The organism is Massilia sp. CCM 8734 (assembly GCF_011682155.1).
Lineage (GTDB): Bacteria > Pseudomonadota > Gammaproteobacteria > Burkholderiales > Burkholderiaceae_D > Telluria_A > Telluria_A rubra.
On the sequence record NZ_WHJI01000007.1, the window covers coordinates 68,732 to 84,728 of the forward strand.

Consider the following 15,997-nt stretch of genomic DNA (forward strand, 5'->3'; position numbering starts at 1 on the left):
TGGGTGGTTACTTTTTCTTTACCGCATCGTGCAGGTCTTGCCAGTTGTGCACCTCGCGCCAGCCGAGGCGGCGCGACGGGGTGCGGATGCCGACCTGCTGCGCCGGCACGGCCTTGCCGCCGTCCTGCGGGCGCACGATGGCGTAGGTGTGCGCCGCCTCGGCTCGCCCGCTGGCGCCGCGCGCGCCGGTGCTGGTGCTGGTCTCGATCAGCAGCGGCGGCACGCCGGCCAAGGTGGGGTAGCGCTCGCCCGTGCTTTCGCCGGAACGCACCCGGCCGTCGGCGCCGATGGCCAGGCCGCTCAGCGCGTCGAGCACATAGCTGCGCGACGCTGGCGCACTGCACGGGTCGGCGCCAGGCAGCAAGGTGTCGACGATCAGGGCGCCTCCGCGCGTTACCGGGCTGGCGGCGGCGCGCTCGCCGTCGAGGGCGGTCCGGGGGAAATCGAAGAACCAGCCTTTTGGCGCGTCCATCCCGTCCAGTTCGGCGGGCGCGCCCGCCACCGCATAGCGCGCCGTGCCGCTCAGGGTGCGTGGCGCCAGCCGCGCGCGCGACAGCGGTGGCTGCTTGCCCAAGGCATCGTGGACGGCGTAAAACGATTGCGGCAGGAAACTGCTGCGCTGGGTGTCGGCCGGTTCGATGAACTTGCCGGTGCCAAACAGCACAAGGTAGCCGCCACCGGGGGCGAACACGATGCGGGGCGCGTGCGCGATGGGCTGGGGCCTGCCGCCGGCGTCGCGGGCGTCGAACAGCGGCGACACCGCCGAGTTCCATGGCGCCGGTCCGCTGAAATCCACACGCCACAGCCGGCCCTGCAAGTCGCCCGCGTAGGCATGGCGCACGCTGGCATCGCCGGCCAGCGCCAGCGCCGGGGGCGAGAGCGCATTGGGCTGCGCCGGATCGGACGCCGGCGTGATGAAGCGGTAGTAATTGACGCCGCGCTGCCAGCGCGCGGAGGCCGGCTTGTCGAGCGCGAGCAGGAACAGCGCGCCGCCGCCATCCCCGAGGCCATTGTTGATGCCGCTGGCGACGACGACAAAGTCGCGGTACTGCGGCACGCCATCCTTGACGGCGGTCCGGAACCTGGCGACCTGCGGCGGCGTGGCGACATGGCCCATGGCCGGGTCGTCGCGCCCGGTGAATTCCCACAGCGCGCCAAGGCCGGCGTCGAAGGCGGCCGGGTCGGAGATGTCGAGCGCGAAGACGCCGCGCGCACCCATGCCCATGCCCGAAGCGAGAATGGTGCGCCAGCGCCCGTCGAGCAGCGCTTCGCCGCTGCCGGCGCTGGCGTCGACATAGGGTCGGTGGCGGTAGCCGGGGTCGGCCAGCCGCGCCAGCGCCGGCGTCAAGGCGTGCGGCACGTAGGCAAACAGTTCGACACCGGTGGCGGCGTCGAAAGCGTGCAGCATGCCGTCGTTGGCGCCGACATAGGCCACGCCGGGCCGCGCGCGCTGGCGCTTGTAGAAGTCGAGATAGGCCGGCTCGCCGCGCGATGGCGGCGGCGGCCCGACCAGCAGGGGCACGCTGTGAACCACATCACCGAGCACGCTGGCGCGGCGCCGCAAGACGCCGCCCGGCTGGCCGGCTTCCCTGCCGCGCTCGCCACGCAGGAAGGCCGTGCGCGCTTCGCCCAGTCCGTCCGGCGCGCCGCCGGCAAGGGCAACGTCAAGCACGGCGCGCATTTCCTGCGGCAGGCTGGCCCAGTCGAACGGGATCGTCACCGTTTTGTCGGGCCGGTAGGCCAAGGTGTAGATCTTGCGCGCCGCCGGCGCCGTACGGGGCGGCAGCGCTGGCCGCACGCCATCGTTGCCGGTCAACAGTTCGGCGGCGTCCCATTCCACCTTGTCCGAGATGGACGGCAGGACGTCCTTGCCCACGGTAAGCGCTCGCCGCCGCAGGCTGCCGCTGGCCCTGGACAGGTCGCCGCTGGCCTGGAGCACGAAGCCGCGCCCCTTGCCGACAGGGCTGGCCACCAGCGCACCGGGCGTGTCGCCGCCGCTGTTACCCGCAGCGGCGAACAGGGCGTCGATGGCCGGTCCGATCGCAAACGCGTCCCTGGCGCCAAAGAAGCCGGCGGGGACGCCGCCGGCACCACGCCACTCCGTATCGTCGCGCCGCTCGCCACTGGTGATGAAGGGATTGGCGTCGCCGTTGCGGTCGTCGAAGGCGCCGTATTTGGCGGCCAGGTACAGCGCGCTGGCGCCCTCGCGTGCCGGTATGCCGAGTTCGAGCGCCATGCTGGTGACGGTGACCGGCTTGTCGCGCCGGATCGGGTTGGTGTGCGCCCACCAGGCCGCGCCGGCCAGGTACAGGCTGCCGGCCTTGTTCGGCCCGTCGCTGAGCATGTCGAGCCCGCTCAAATCGGACCGGGGCGCGCTGTTGCCGTAGGCGCCGCCACGGTCGGCTTCCATGTCGCCAACGCGGCGCGTTGCCTGCATGACGTCGAAACGGACCACGGCGAAGGTATCGGCGGCGCGCGCGGCGTCGTTGCGCCCGGTCCGGGTGTTGCCCGGCACGTGGCGGTCGTCGATAAAGGCCGGGTGGCCGATGGTGGCGATCACGTTGCGCTGGCAGGCGGCGCTCACCGGGTCGCTGCGGCTAGCCCACACCGGCAAGCCATCCGGCGCGACGCCACCAGTTGCCGCGCCCGGTTCGCGGTCCTGCAAATAGCGCAGCGCTTCGTAATACAGTTCCGCGCCGGGGTCGCCGACGGCGTAGCTGCCGGCGCTGGCCGGCTTGCTCCTGCCCGCCAGGTTGATGGCGGCAATGCTGCCGCTGGCCGCGCCGTCGCCGCGATCGGGATTGGGGACGAACACGCCGGTCTGGTCGCTCCATTCGGCACGCGGGTTGGGCTGCGCCTCGTAGCCTGGGGCGTCGATGGCCTGGGCGCCGATGAACTTGAGCGGTGCGCGCAGGACGCCGCCATCGGGCGCGCCGCCCTGCTGGCGCTCGCCTGCCGCGTAGGCCATCACGCCGATACGCGCGCTCCCGGCGTGCCGTTGCAGCGCGCCTTCCGGTTTGAAGGCGCCGCCGTACGGTCGGCACAAGGCCGGCCGGCTGGCGCTGTCCTCAGGCGTGCAGACGCGCACACGTGCAAGAAATTCGCCATGGAATTTATCGGACACCAGCCGCGTACCGTCCGTGCCATAACGGGGTGCGTCGCAGCTTTTGCCTTTGTTGGTGCCGCTGAAGAGCACCCGATTGCGGCACGACACGATATACAGGTCGGTTTTGCCGAACGGGGTCAGCGCCGCGCTCTCGGCGGCGGGCAGCATCTTGCGCGGGAAATGCAGGGCGTTCGCGTAAAAATCGACATGTGCCGCGCCATCGGGCAACCAGGCGCGTTGCAGCACGGTGATGCCGGCGTCGTCGATCACGCGGTCGCCGCCAGTCAGGCCCAGGCGCACCAGGTCGAGGGTCGAGGCCGTGGCCCAGTTCAGCACATTGCCGCTGAACGCATCGCCGCCGCAGCCATGGTCCGCCCGCGCCGGCCCGAGCGGCGCGAAATGCCCGAGGCGTTCGTCCAGGTCGGGCTCGCGCACCGAACGCGAGTGCGCCTTCATCGGATACTGGTAACACAGGCGCGGATTGAAGTAACCGGGATAATCGGTCGCGTTCGCATACTCGCCGCGATAGGCCGCGCCGGCGTCGTCGAACGTGAGCGACAGATTGATCAGCAGGTTAGGCGGCATCTGGCCCGGTGCGCCGAGCACGCCGTCGGGTACCTGCAACAGCGGCGGCGCGGCGCCGGCCGCGCAGGTCCAGCAAGCGAGCAGCAAGGTCAGCAGTGCAGTGAGTAACGGCGCCCGCAAGCGTTGAAGGATGGCGTTCATGCCCCCTCCTCCGGCGCCGCCTTGAGGTAGAAGGTTTGCAGCACCACCCGGGTCGCATCGAGCGCGCCGAAGCCGACCGCCGTGATGCGATAAAAGTTGCTTGGCGGACGGGCGGCATCGGCCCCTGCCTGGGTGTGCGGCAACAGTTCGATGAGGTAGCGCGGCGCTCGCAGCGGCAGCGTGCCCTTGCCCGACGGCAGCTGCGCACCGGTAAAGCGGCCGTACGCCACGCCAGCCGCCGGCCTTGCGTCATTGCCCGACAGATCGGCATGCTGCCACGCCGCCTGCCCCGGCACGTGCAGGCACAGGCCGGCATTGAGCTCGCGCTCGGCCCCGCAGCCGTCGACAAAGCCGAGCGCATTGCCACGCGAAAACAGTGCCGCGCGCTGGGATGAGGGATCGCTGCCGCCCTCGATATCGTGTTCGGCGTCGGCCAGCGCGGCCTCGGCCGCACCGAATGCGATCTGGCGGTCGCGTTCGTGGCGCGCCGACTTTTCGCTGCTCAGCGCGCTACGGGCGGCGGACACGCCGAGGATCATCAGCGCCAGCAGCACGAACAGCGCTGTCAGCAGCACGGCGCCATGTTGGCGGTCACTTCGGCAAGGAAGGGTTGGCATGGCGTTTCACAGGGCCGCGTTGCGCATTACGATGGTGGTGGCGAAGATGCGCCGCTCGCGCCAGCGCTGCGCTGGCGGCAGGCGTGCTTCGTCGATGCGCGTGCCTGGGTCATCGGCGCCGCTGTAGCCGGGGCCGAACAGCTCGTAGGCAAGCGGTTCGCGCCCGCCGGCGCCGCCGGGCGCGCCATGCAGCAACAGCGCCACCCTGACGCTGGCCACGCGCTTCCAGTGGGTTTTGCGGCGCAGGTCGCGCTCGCGCTCTGCCGGGGTGGCGCCGTCGAGTATCAGGGAGGCGTCCAGCGCGTTGACGGCCGCGGCGGCCAGGTAGCGGTCGGGCAAGCCGTCCCCGGGCTCGTCGGTGTCGAGCCCGTACAGGACCTGGAAGGTATCGACCCCGCCCACCAGCGCCTCGCTGCGCCAGCCCTTCTGGCCACGGTATTTGCAGCGCAGTTCGGCGTCGCCGGCGGCATCCGGAGCGACATAGAAAATGCTCCAGCCCTCGTTAGCGGCGCCGACCGCGAAGCCGGCGCAGCTGAGCACGCTGCCGTCGCCATCGGGTCCGGCTCCCGCGCCGTCGAAGCGCAGCGCCAGCACGTCGCTGCCGTTGACGCCGCCCGGTCGCGCGGCGGCGATGCCAGGCCCGCCGCCCGCCAGCACATGGTTGTCCAGCCCGCCGATGCGGGCGGCCGTCGCGGCGGACGATGGCGGCGCGCCTTCGCGCTCGAGATCGACCCAGGCACTCTGGCGCGCCGCCCGTTCGATGGCCTCGAGCGCGAAGCGGCCGGCGTCGTCGGTCTGCGCCAGTGCGTTCTGTGCGGCGTAGCCGGACTGGGCGGACACCAGCAGCGCCGCAGCCGCCAGGGTCACCAGCAGGCCGAGCACCAGCGCGACCATCAGTTCGACCAGGCCCAGGCCGGCCTGGCGCAGCCATCGCAAAGCGGGGCGCGCCCTCACGGCGCCCCCGTGCCCAGCATCACCGCCAGCGCTGGAGCGGAGGACGCGGCGGCGCCCGGCCCGGCGCGCTGCGCGGAGCGGACATGCCAGCCGAGCTTGATGACCACCGGCGCCCCGGCCGCGCCGGCGCATTCCCACGCCAGCGCCTGGCCCGCATCGTCCCACACGACGGCGTCGCGGCACACCGCGATACGCCCGCCCGGAAAGCCGGCGTGCAGCGCGGCCACCGTATCGGCGATGTCGAAGCGCGCCAGTTGCGCACTGTCGCAACGACCCGCCCCGTAGCACTGGGAGGGCGCGGGCGGCGGCGCGCCCTCGCCCGCCTCGTAGCGCAGTTGCAAATAGGGATTGATGGCGTCGTCCAGGCGCATTTGCGCGGCATTGGCGCGCATGCGTTCGGCCAGGCCGCTGGCCAGATGCATCCCGCGCGACATCAGGCTCGACTCCTGGCGGGTGCGCAGCGCCGCGACCTGGGTGCCGAGCGCGCCCAGGATGCCGATGGCAAGCAGCACCAGCGCCACCAGCACTTCGATGAGCGTGAATCCGCCGGCGACATGATTTCGCAATGCGCGCATGACTCCCCCGCAACGTTGAACGACGCGCCCGGTCATGCCGCCGCAGCCTGTCAGCCAGGGCTGCAAGGTCGGTGGTGGTGTGATCTGGATCGCTTGGGAGCTACGTTAACAGTGCTGAGGGCAGGCGCGCATGGCCTGCCTCAAGAGTGTGAGCTGAACTATTTACGCGGTTTGCGCTCGTGACCTACTTCGGCAATAGCTTCCTGGAACTCGGCCAGGTCTTCGAAGTTTTTATACACGGACGCGAAACGGATGTAGGCAATCTTGTCGAGGCGTTTCAGTTCCTGCATGACCAGCTCGCCCACGTGGCCGGTATCGACCTCGCGCTGTCCGCTGGTGAGCAGTTTTTCCTCGATCGACGCGACGGCCTGATCGATGGCCTCGGCCGACACCGGCCGCTTGCGCAGCGCCAGCATCAGGCTGCCGCGCAGCTTGACCGAGGCGTACTCGGTGCGGCTGCCGTTTTTCTTGACAATGATCGGCATCGACAATTCGATCCGTTCATAAGTGGTAAAGCGCTTGTCGCACTTGACGCAGCGGCGCCGGCGCCGGATCGAATCGCCCTCCTCGGATACGCGCGTATCGAGGACCTGCGTATCTTCATGCTGGCAGAAGGGACATTTCATGGGGCCGGGGCTGCTGCTGTGAGTGTCGCTTAGATCAAGCCGCGTAGACCGGATACTTGTCGGTCAGCTTCTTGACTTCGGCCTTGACGCGCTCCACGACTGCCGCGTCGTTCGGATTGTCGAGGATGTCCGCGATCAGGTTGCCGACCGTGGTGGCGTCTTCTTCCTTGAAGCCGCGCGTGGTGAAGGCCGGGCTGCCGAGGCGGATGCCGGACGTCACGAACGGTTTTTGCGGATCGTTCGGGATGCCGTTCTTGTTGCAGGTCATGTGGGCGGCGCCCAGCAAGGCTTCGGCTTCCTTGCCGGTCAGGTTCTTGGCGCGCAGGTCGACCAGCATGACATGCGACTCGGTGCGACCGGACACGATGCGCAGGCCGCGCGCGATCAACGCCTTGGCCAGCGCGTCGGCGTTCTTGACGACCTGTTTCTGGTACTCGGTGAACGACGGCTCCAGCGCTTCCTTGAAGGCAACGGCCTTGCCGGCGATCACGTGCATCAGCGGGCCGCCCTGGATGCCGGGGAAGATGGCCGAATTGATGGCCTTTTCGTGCTCGGCCTTCATCAGGATGATGCCGCCGCGCGGGCCGCGCAGCGACTTGTGCGTGGTCGAGGTGACGAAGTCGGCGTGCGGCACCGGGTTCGGGTAGACGCCAGCGGCGATCAGGCCGGCGTAGTGCGCCATGTCGACCATGAAGTACGCGCCCACTGCCTTGGCGACCTTGGCGAAACGCTCGAAGTCGATTTTCAGCGAAAACGCCGATGCGCCGGCGATGATCATTTTCGGCTTGTGCTCATGCGCCAGGCGCTCCATGGCGTCGTAGTCGATGTCTTCCTGCTCGGTCAGGCCGTACGACACCACGTTGAACCACTTGCCCGACATGTTCAGCGCCATGCCGTGGGTCAGGTGGCCGCCTTCGGCCAGCGACATGCCCATGATGGTATCGCCCGGCTTGAGCATGGCGAAGAACACGCCCTGGTTGGCCTGGGAGCCGGAGTTCGGCTGCACGTTGGCCGCTTCGGCGCCGAACAGTTGTTTGACACGGTCGATCGCCAGTTGTTCCGCGATGTCGACGAATTCGCAGCCGCCGTAGTAGCGCTTGCCTGGATAGCCTTCGGCGTATTTATTGGTCAGCTGCGAGCCCTGGGCTTGCATGACGGCCGGCGAGGTGTAGTTCTCGGACGCGATCAGTTCGATGTGATCTTGCTGGCGTGCGTTTTCCTTCTGGATCGCGCCCCACAATTCCGGGTCAACATGGGCGAGCGTGTGTTCTTTTGAAAACATGAAAAAACTCCAATCGATAAGAGTGCGAGGCACCTGATTGCAAGGATCGAATGAGGGGAGCCGTCGGAAATGGAACAGGCAGCCTCATCGTGCGCTTCCATCGGTGGCTGCCCAGGCGAACGGCTGATGAAATCTCACGTTCCCCGGTGGATGCCCACCTTTCGCCGCCAGGCAGCAATGCGCCGCGACTTTTCGCCAGTTACGTGAGACGTAATGGAGCCCAAATTGTAAGTTAAGTCCTTGAATAGGGCAAGGAATGGGATTGCCTAAATGGCAGGTAGCGGCCAATCGGGTCACTTGGGCTACAATCCGGCACAGCTTTGCACTTCTCCAGGACACCACTATGATCGTTTTCATCACCGGCGCCTCGGCCGGCTTCGGCGCCGAAATGGCGCGTACCTTCGTCAACAACGGCCATCAAGTCGTCATCAGCGGGCGCCGCAAGGACCGCCTGGATGCCCTCGCGGCCGAGCTGGGCGACCTGGCTTTGCCGATCGTCATGGATGTCACCTGCAAGGAGTCGATCAACGAAGCCTTGTCGATGTTGCCGCAATCGTGGCGCCAGGTCGATGTGCTGATCAACAATGCCGGCCTGGCGCTGGGCACCGAGCCGGCCCACGAAGCCCCGCTGGCCGATTGGGAAACCATGATCGCCACCAACTGCACCGGCCTGGTGACGATGACGCGCGCGCTGCTGCCGGCCATGGTCGAGCGCGGAAGCGGGCTGATCATTAATCTGGGATCGGTGGCCGGCAACTACCCTTACCCGGGCGGCAATGTGTACGGTGCGACCAAGGCATTCGTGGACCAGTTCACCCTGAACCTGCGCGCCGACCTGGCCGGCACGGGCGTGCGCGCGACCAACCTGGCGCCGGGCTTGTGCGGCGGAACCGAGTTTTCGAACGTGCGCTTCAAGGGCGACGATGAGAAAGCGGCCAAGGTGTACGAAGGCACGCAGCCGCTGACGGCCAAGGATATCGCCGCCACCGCGTTCTGGATCGCCACACTGCCGCCGCATATCAATATCAATACGATCGAGATGATGCCGACCTGCCAGGGGTTCGGGCCGTTTGCGATCAAGCGGACGTAACTTTCGTCGTTACCGGCACGGCCGGGAACGACGAGGGTATGGGCGGGAGCTGCGGCCGCGTAACACGACTACTCGCCCATGTAAGCGATTGTTACAGAACTTGGCACTTCGCCATGGCTCACGTCTACTTGTGCGCCATCCGGGCCGCTGGGCGCCATCTTTATGTACGCTTGCGTACATTTACAGCAAAAAACCGCGTAAAATGTTTCCGATATTCACTTATGGCAAATGAAATGCCCTCAGTATTCAGTTGGCCGGTACGGGTCTATTACGAAGACACGGACGCCGGCGGCATCGTCTTTTACGCGAACTACCTCAAATTCTTCGAACGCGCGCGCACCGAATGGCTGCGTGCGGCCAACGTCGGCCAACAGGCGCTGCGCGACGAACACGGCGCGATTTTCGTCGTCAAGAACGCCAGCATCGACTATCACGCGCCAGCCCGGCTTGATGATGCATTAAACTTGACATTGAGTATAGAAAAACTGGGGCGCGCATCGGTCCAGTTCCTCCAGCAAGCCTGGCACGGCGACGTATTGCTGGCCAGCGCGACGGTCAAAGTGGGCTGCGTCGACGCGGTCACCCTGCGTCCACGCGCCCTGCCCGACGCTACCGCTGCTAAAATGCGTGCCGCCTGACACTTCACACCTAGAAAAATCCAACGCCAATGAATGCAGCCCAAGACCTTTCCTTTATCGCCCTGATCGGTAACGCGCACTTGATCGTGCAATTGATCATGGCACTCTTGCTGGGCCTGTCCATCATGAGCTGGACCTATATCTTCCGCAAGGCCTTCGCCGTGCGCGCCGCCCGCCAGCAGACCGAACAGTTCGAACGCAGCTTCTGGGCCGGCGGCAACCTGCATACCCTGCACCAGAACGCCAGCACCACGCGCGAACAGAGCGGCGCGCTGGCGCGCATCTTCGAAGCCGGCATGGGCGAATTCATCAAGGGCAAACAAGCGTCCCCGCAGCGCGATCCGCTCGACACCGGCGCCGTGCTCGACGGCGCCCGCCGCGCCATGCGCGCCGCCTTCCAGCGCGAACTCGACGCCCTCGATTCGCACCTGAACTTTTTGGCATCGGTCGGCTCGGTCTCGCCGTACATCGGCCTGTTGGGCACCGTGTGGGGCATCATGAACGCCTTCCGCGGCCTGGCCAACGTGCAGCAGGCGACCCTGGCCGCCGTGGCGCCCGGCATTGCCGAAGCGCTGATCGCGACCGCCATCGGCCTGTTCGCGGCCATTCCGGCCGTGGTCGCCTACAACCGCTTCACGCACGATATCGACCGCCTGGCCATCCGCTTCGAGAGCTTCGTCGAAGAATTTTCGAACATCTTGCAGCGCCAGTCGCGCTGATCGGAGGCACTCATGGCATCGTTTTCCAGCAGCCTGCGCGGCGGACGCAAACGCAAGTTCAAGTCCGAGATCAACGTCGTCCCCTACATCGACGTGATGCTGGTGTTGCTGATCATTTTCATGGTCGTGCCACCGGCTAACAGCCCGAGCGTGATCAACCTGCCGAGCGCGGAGAAATCCGCCCTGCCGCCGGACGACTACATCCAGATCGTGTTGAAACCGAACGCCAGCCTGAGCATCGGCATCAACGGCAAAAACAGCGCCGCGGCCGAGGAATTGCCGAACCGTAACGCCGTGATGCGCCGCCTGCGCACCTTGCACGCCGAGCATCCGGAATACCCGGTGATGATCGCCGGCGACCGCGACAGCAAATACGACGACGTGATCCAGCTCGTTTCCGAAGCGAAAAAAATGGGCATCAACCGGGTCGGCCTTGCCACCAAGTGAAGACGATGGCGCCCCTCACTCCCGCCGCTAATCCGGGCGGCCCCTACACCGTGCCGCCCGAGCCGAGCCGCGTCCCCTCGGTCGTACTGGCGCTGGCCGTGCACGCCGGTCTGTTGCTGTTCCTGTGGGCTGGCATCAACTGGCAGAACGTGGCGCCGACCACAACCGAGGCGGAACTGTGGGACCCGCAAGTGCAAGACGCTGCGCCCCTGGCCCAAGCGGAACCGCCGCCGCGCGTAGTGAAAGCGGTGACGCCGCCCAAGCCGGTCGAGAAACCAGTCGAGAAACCGGTCGAGAGAGCGGTCGAAAAACCGCCTGAGAAGCCGGTGGAGAAGCCGCCCGCCGTCAAGCCGCCCGATATTGCGCTCGAACGCGAGAAGAAACTCAAGCAACAAAAACTCCAGCAGGAGCAGCGCCTGGCCGAGGAAAAGCTCAAGCTGGAACTGGCCCGCAAGGAATTGGCCGAGCAAAAGAAACGCGAAGAGAAAAAACTCGACGACCAGAAAAAACTGGCCGATCAGAAGAAGCTCGACCAGAAAAAGCTCGAACAGCAAAAGCTCGAGCAGCAAAAACTCGAGCAGCAAAAGCAGGAACAGGACAAGCTCGCGGACAAGCAGGCCCAGGACAAGGCGGCCAAGGCCGACAAAGCCGCCAAGGACAAGAAACTGGCCGAGGAGCAGAAAAAACTCGACAAGCTGCGCGACGCCGAAATGCGCCGCATCACCGGCGACACCGGCGGCAATGGCGATGCCGACAAGCGCAGCGCACCGAAAGGCGACCCGAGTTATTTCGGCGCGATCGGCGCCAAGATCAAGAGCAACCTGAATTACACGGGCAGCACCAGCATGCCGGGCGATCCGCAAGCGGTGTACCAGATCGAACAATGGCCGACCGGTGAGATCAAGTCGGTCAAGAAGATCAAGAGCAGTGGCGTACCGGCGTACGACCAGGCGGTCGAGAACGCGATCGCCAAATCGTCACCGCTACCGAAGAAAAAAGATGGTACGGTAGACCCGTCAGTTCCCGCCGCATTCAAATTGAAGGAAACCCAAAAAAGCCATGACTAAACTCAGCACATTGATATTGACCGGTGCCCTCATCACCGGTTCCTCGGCCTACGCGCAAATGCGCGTGGAAGTGGTCGGCGTCGGCAGCAACCAGATTCCCATCGCGATTGCCGCCTTTGCCGAAGAAGGCGTGGCGCCCGCGCAGGTCTCGGCCATCATCCGCGCCGACCTCGAACGCAGCGGCATGTTCAAGATCATCGACGCTGGCAGCACCCTGTCCGAAGCGTCCCCGGTCGACTACGGCCAGTGGAAGTCGCGCGGCGCCGATGCGTTGGTGGTCGGCAGCGTGCAAAAGCTGGCCGACGGGCGTTTCGAAGTGCGCTACAAGCTGCACGACACCATCAAGACCCATCAGCTCTCGAGCATGACCCAGTCCGCGCAAGCGAAATACACGCGCCTGTCGGCCCACAAGATCGCCGACGATATCTACGAAAAACTGACCGGCAGCCGCGGCGCCTTCGCCACCCGCGTCGCCTACGTCAACGAAAACCGCGGTGCGCGCGACTACCGCCTCGAAATTGCCGATGCCGATGGCGAAGCGGTGCAGGTGGCGGTGCGCTCGAACGAACCGATCATCTCGCCGGCCTGGTCGCCGGACGGCAGCAAGGTCGCCTACGTCTCGTTCGAAAAGCGTAAACCGATCATCTACGTGCAGGACCTGGTGACCGGCGCGCGCAAGATCGTGGTCAATGAAAAAGGCAGCAACTCGGCTCCGTCCTGGTCGCCCGACGGCACGCGCCTGACGATGGCCTTGTCGAAAGACGGCCACACCCAGGTGTATGTGGTGGGCATCGACGGCAGCGGCCTGCGCCGCGTCTCGAACAGTAACGGCATCGACACCGAGCCGCAATTTTCGGCCGACGGCCAGACCATCTATTTCACCAGCGACCGCAGCGGCGGTCCGCAAATCTACAAAATGCCAGCCGCTGGCGGCAATGCGCAGCGCGTGACCTTCAATGGCAGTTACAATATCAGCCCGCGCGTCTCCTCGGACGGCAAAACCCTGGCCTGGGTCTCCCAGCGTGACGGTGGCTATTCCCTCTATGCGATGGACCTGGCCAGCGGCCAGGAACTGCGCCTGGCCGATGCGGCCACCGAACCGAGTTTTTCGCCCAACGGCAAATACATCATGTACGCAACCAAAGGCGGCGGCCGTACTTCGCTGGCTGTGGTGTCGGTCGATGGAAGGGTCAAGCAGCGCTTAACAACCCAGGCAGGAAACATCAGGGAGCCCAACTGGGGTCCCTTCATGAAGTAATCGCAGTATCAACGTCGTTCACGCTATTTTTAACACCGTCCAGGAGAAAACACCCATGCGCAATTTTAAAACCCTCGCATTCATCGTCTCGAGCGCCGCCCTGCTCACAGCTTGCAGCACCCCGGTCAAAGACGCCCCCGCACCAGTGACCGAAAAGCCGGTTGCCGGCAAGACCGTCGTGACCGACGATACGCGCGAAGTGAAGACCCAAACGACCGAATCGGTGGTCGATCCTGTCAACGATCCAACCGGCGCGCTGGCAAAACGCAGCGTCTACTTCGACCTCGACAGCTATGTCGTGCGTGAAGATGGCAAGCCAATCGTCGAGAACCACGCCGGCTACCTGACCAAGAACAAGACCCGCAAGATCATCATCCAGGGCAATACCGATGAACGCGGCGGCACCGAGTACAACCTGGCCCTGGGCCAGAAACGTGCCGAAGCCGTGCGCAAGTCGATGGCCTCGCTGGGCGTGGCCGAGTCGCAGATGGAAGCGGTCTCGCTGGGCGAAGAAAAGCCAAAAGCGACCGGTGGCGGCGAAGCGGCATGGGCGGAAAACCGTCGTGCCGACATCGTCTATTAATCGCTTGCCGTAACCGGCATCCGGACCATCGGGGCGGCGCGCAGTGCGAACTGTGCCCGCCCCGCTGACCTTGTGCCACGGTGTTTTAGTTTCAACGGTTTTGAAAGAGTCACGATCATGATCACACTGTCCAAGTCCCGCATTGCCGCCGCCTGCCTGGCGCTGGCCGCCTGGGTGCCGCTGCAGAGCCACGCCGGCCTGCTCGACGATGATGAGGCGCGCAAGGCCATCCTCGAACTGCGCGCCAAGGTCGACACCATCGCGCGCGAGCTCAACGCCCGCATCGACAGCAAGTCCGACCGCAGCAGCGCGCTCGACATGGTGAACCAGCAGGAACAGACCCTGTCCGAGATCGCCAAATTGCGCGGCCAGCTGGAAGTGCTGACCAACGAAGTGGCCAATGCCCAGAAGCGCCAGAAAGATTTCTACACCGACCTCGACGAGCGCCTGCGCAAGCTCGAACCGCGCCAGGTGACCATCGACGGACGCGAAGCGGCGGTCGATCCGAACGAGCAGCGCACCTACGACGCGGCCATGGCCATGTTCAAGGGCGGCGACTACAAGAGCGCGGCGTCGGCGCTGGGCGACTTCGTACGCCGCTTTCCGGCCTCGGGCTATGCCGCCAACGCGCAGTACTGGCTGGGCAACGCCTACTACGCGCTGCGCGACTACAAGAACGCCATCTCGGCCCAGGAAACGGTGGTGAGCCAGTACCGCGACAGCGCCAAGGCGCCTGACGCGATGCTCAACATCGCCAGCAGCTATACCGAACTGAAGGACACCAAGAATGCCAAAAAGGCGCTCAAGGACCTGGTCGCCAAATATCCGGACTCGAGCGCGGCGCAAGCGGCCAAGGACCGGCTGGCGGTGCTGAAGTAGGGTGATCGTCACACCCCGGTAAAAAATGTGTGCTGGGGCATTTGACAGAAACGTCGATGCCCCCTATAATCTTGCTTCTTCGGGTCGTTAGCTCAGCTGGTAGAGCAGCGGACTTTTAATCCGTTGGTCGCAGGTTCGAATCCCGCACGGCCTACCACGAATACAGCAGTACAGAACTGGGTTAGCAAGCTTTGGCTTACTAACCCTTTTTTGCATTCGCAAGTATCATGTGTCGTGATAAGTCATCGTCGCCGCGCATCGTTTCAAGCCCGGCCGCATCAGCGCTGTTGCCTCACGGCGTTCAAGAAGTAGCCTTCCCAATACAGCACCAGTTGCTCGCGGTCGCGCACGTAGATGAAATTGATGCCCACCGGTTCCCGGCACTTGACCGTGATCTCGCGGACCTTGTCCGGCAATGGCAGCTTCGTTGGCTCAAAGTTATAGTGCTTCACGAAGTAAGAATAAAAACGCCGCTGCGCCACCTTGAAAGACGGGTTCACGCAATCGGCCTTCCCGAAGCGGACGCGCTTCGGATCGATCACCAGCGTCGTGCCGACGAGCTTGCTTGCCTCGTCGCTGGACTGCGACGTGGTCTCTTGGTTATCGAGCACCGCCGAGATTTTCCATACCCCATAAAGATTGCGATCCGGCCGGACCGCATGCGTGGCTTGCGAAAACAAGAGTGCGAAACAGAGGATTAGCGGCTTCATCATGACACCTGAGGATGCTGAGCTTGACGGAACGGAGCGCTCGCCTCGCGGCGGCGGTCGATCAAGCCACGAGCGACGACGCGTCCGCCATTGTCTGTCGTACGACTATTGGGTGAGGGGGCGTCGTAATTCTACCGCTGTGCAAGCTCCTCGGCCCTATCCTCCAGAAAGCGGCGCGCAGTTCTACAACAGGTTTTCAGACCCGACAACATAACGCGACGTCGTCACCGACCAGATACCTCCGGCCGGCGAATGAGCAACCAGCACACTAAACGATCCCACTCACTGTGCCGCGGCGACCTCGTCCCGGCCCACCAGATACGCGTAATACCAACCCGGAATCGCCCCCATCAACCAGGGAATCGGTGTGTTCAGAAGGTCCTTGATCGACTCGGGCATGAACTCATCGAACAGGATGACGACCCCGATGACCGCGAAATTGATCAGCACCACGACCCCGACCGACTTTATCCTGCTCCACCAGCTCTTGCGGCCCTTGAAAAGGGCATACAGCATGCCGAAGCACATCAATATCAGCAGGCATGCGCCGTAGATCAAGCCGTTCATTACATTCCCCAAGTTATCTTCTCCCGACGCGGCACGCACTGCGGCGCAGGGAGATAAGTGCCAGCCAATTCGCTGCTTCTATATGTCATCGATTTCCGGCGCTCACGACACGCGCGACAGGCTGGAACAGCGATGACCTCATTGTTGATTATC

16 protein-coding genes, 1 tRNA gene and 1 riboswitch are annotated in these 15,997 nt (G+C 64.9%); of the genes, 9 read left to right on the forward strand and 8 right to left on the reverse strand.

The window, feature by feature from the left end; translation table 11 throughout:
• Window positions 1–7: 7 nt before the first annotated feature.
• The 6 genes from F2P46_RS08900 to glyA form a co-directional block, all read right to left on the reverse strand.
• Window positions 8–3,832 carry a pilus assembly protein gene (locus F2P46_RS08900; protein WP_166887726.1) on the reverse strand — a complete coding sequence of 1,275 codons (3,825 nt, stop codon included), beginning with the start codon at window positions 3,830–3,832 and terminating at the stop codon, window positions 8–10.
• The gene (locus F2P46_RS08905) at window positions 3,829–4,449 is read right to left on the reverse strand and encodes a PilX N-terminal domain-containing pilus assembly protein (protein WP_166887729.1); all 621 of its coding nucleotides are present in this window, start codon (window positions 4,447–4,449) and stop codon (window positions 3,829–3,831) included. Before F2P46_RS08905 ends, F2P46_RS08900 begins: the two co-directional genes overlap by 4 nt.
• A gap of 6 nt (window positions 4,450–4,455) precedes the next feature.
• Window positions 4,456–5,403 carry a PilW family protein gene (locus tag F2P46_RS08910; RefSeq protein WP_166887618.1) on the reverse strand — a complete coding sequence of 316 codons (948 nt, stop codon included), beginning with the start codon at window positions 5,401–5,403 and terminating at the stop codon, window positions 4,456–4,458.
• On the reverse strand, window positions 5,400–5,978 hold the full coding sequence (gene pilV / locus F2P46_RS08915; protein WP_166887732.1) for a type IV pilus modification protein PilV: 579 nt from the start codon (window positions 5,976–5,978) through the stop codon (window positions 5,400–5,402). Before pilV ends, F2P46_RS08910 begins: the two co-directional genes overlap by 4 nt.
• Before the next feature lie 158 nt (window positions 5,979–6,136).
• On the reverse strand, window positions 6,137–6,604 hold the full coding sequence (gene nrdR / locus F2P46_RS08920; RefSeq protein WP_166887735.1) for a transcriptional regulator NrdR: 468 nt from the start codon (window positions 6,602–6,604) through the stop codon (window positions 6,137–6,139).
• Between the two features lie 34 nt (window positions 6,605–6,638).
• Window positions 6,639–7,886 (reverse strand): serine hydroxymethyltransferase, encoded by a 1,248-nt coding sequence (gene glyA, locus F2P46_RS08925; RefSeq protein ID WP_166887737.1) that lies wholly within the window; start codon window positions 7,884–7,886, stop codon window positions 6,639–6,641.
• A gap of 102 nt (window positions 7,887–7,988) precedes the next feature.
• Window positions 7,989–8,099: riboswitch (ZMP/ZTP riboswitch) on the reverse strand.
• Window positions 8,100–8,229: 130 nt separating this feature from the next.
• Here glyA and F2P46_RS08930 point away from each other — a divergent pair.
• The 9 genes from F2P46_RS08930 to F2P46_RS08970 all read left to right on the forward strand — a co-directional run bounded on the left by F2P46_RS08930 (window position 8,230) and on the right by F2P46_RS08970 (window position 14,724).
• The gene (locus F2P46_RS08930) at window positions 8,230–8,976 is read left to right on the forward strand and encodes an SDR family oxidoreductase (RefSeq protein ID WP_166887740.1); all 747 of its coding nucleotides are present in this window, start codon (window positions 8,230–8,232) and stop codon (window positions 8,974–8,976) included.
• A 233-nt stretch (window positions 8,977–9,209) separates the two neighbouring features.
• On the forward strand, window positions 9,210–9,614 hold the full coding sequence (gene ybgC / locus F2P46_RS08935; RefSeq protein ID WP_166873232.1) for a tol-pal system-associated acyl-CoA thioesterase: 405 nt from the start codon (window positions 9,210–9,212) through the stop codon (window positions 9,612–9,614).
• A gap of 29 nt (window positions 9,615–9,643) precedes the next feature.
• Complete coding sequence (gene tolQ / locus F2P46_RS08940; protein WP_166873229.1) at window positions 9,644–10,333, forward strand: protein TolQ; 690 nt, start codon at window positions 9,644–9,646, stop codon at window positions 10,331–10,333.
• A 12-nt stretch (window positions 10,334–10,345) separates the two neighbouring features.
• On the forward strand, window positions 10,346–10,780 hold the full coding sequence (locus F2P46_RS08945) for an ExbD/TolR family protein (protein ID WP_166887743.1): 435 nt from the start codon (window positions 10,346–10,348) through the stop codon (window positions 10,778–10,780).
• Window positions 10,781–10,785: 5 nt separating this feature from the next.
• Entirely contained in the window at window positions 10,786–11,847 is a 1,062-nt protein-coding gene (gene tolA, locus F2P46_RS08950) for a cell envelope integrity protein TolA (protein WP_166887745.1), read from the forward strand.
• The gene (tolB, locus tag F2P46_RS08955) at window positions 11,840–13,105 is read left to right on the forward strand and encodes a Tol-Pal system beta propeller repeat protein TolB (protein WP_166887748.1); all 1,266 of its coding nucleotides are present in this window, start codon (window positions 11,840–11,842) and stop codon (window positions 13,103–13,105) included. The genes tolA and tolB overlap by 8 nt, the downstream gene beginning before the upstream one ends.
• A gap of 55 nt (window positions 13,106–13,160) precedes the next feature.
• Window positions 13,161–13,688 (forward strand): peptidoglycan-associated lipoprotein Pal, encoded by a 528-nt coding sequence (gene pal / locus F2P46_RS08960; RefSeq protein WP_166887751.1) that lies wholly within the window; start codon window positions 13,161–13,163, stop codon window positions 13,686–13,688.
• A 117-nt stretch (window positions 13,689–13,805) separates the two neighbouring features.
• Window positions 13,806–14,567 (forward strand): tol-pal system protein YbgF, encoded by a 762-nt coding sequence (gene ybgF / locus F2P46_RS08965; protein WP_166887754.1) that lies wholly within the window; start codon window positions 13,806–13,808, stop codon window positions 14,565–14,567.
• 81 nt (window positions 14,568–14,648) lie between these two features.
• Window positions 14,649–14,724, forward strand: a tRNA-Lys gene (locus F2P46_RS08970).
• A 121-nt stretch (window positions 14,725–14,845) separates the two neighbouring features.
• On the opposite strand, the gene F2P46_RS08975 is transcribed toward F2P46_RS08970, so the two are convergent.
• Together F2P46_RS08975 and F2P46_RS08980 are read right to left on the reverse strand one after the other, a co-directional pair.
• Window positions 14,846–15,277: a hypothetical protein gene (locus tag F2P46_RS08975; RefSeq protein ID WP_166887757.1), complete on the reverse strand. Its 432-nt coding sequence runs from the start codon at window positions 15,275–15,277 to the stop codon at window positions 14,846–14,848.
• Between the two features lie 282 nt (window positions 15,278–15,559).
• Window positions 15,560–15,844, reverse strand: a complete 285-nt coding sequence (locus F2P46_RS08980; protein WP_166887760.1) for a hypothetical protein — start codon at window positions 15,842–15,844, stop codon at window positions 15,560–15,562.
• Between the last annotated feature and the right edge of the window lie 153 nt (window positions 15,845–15,997).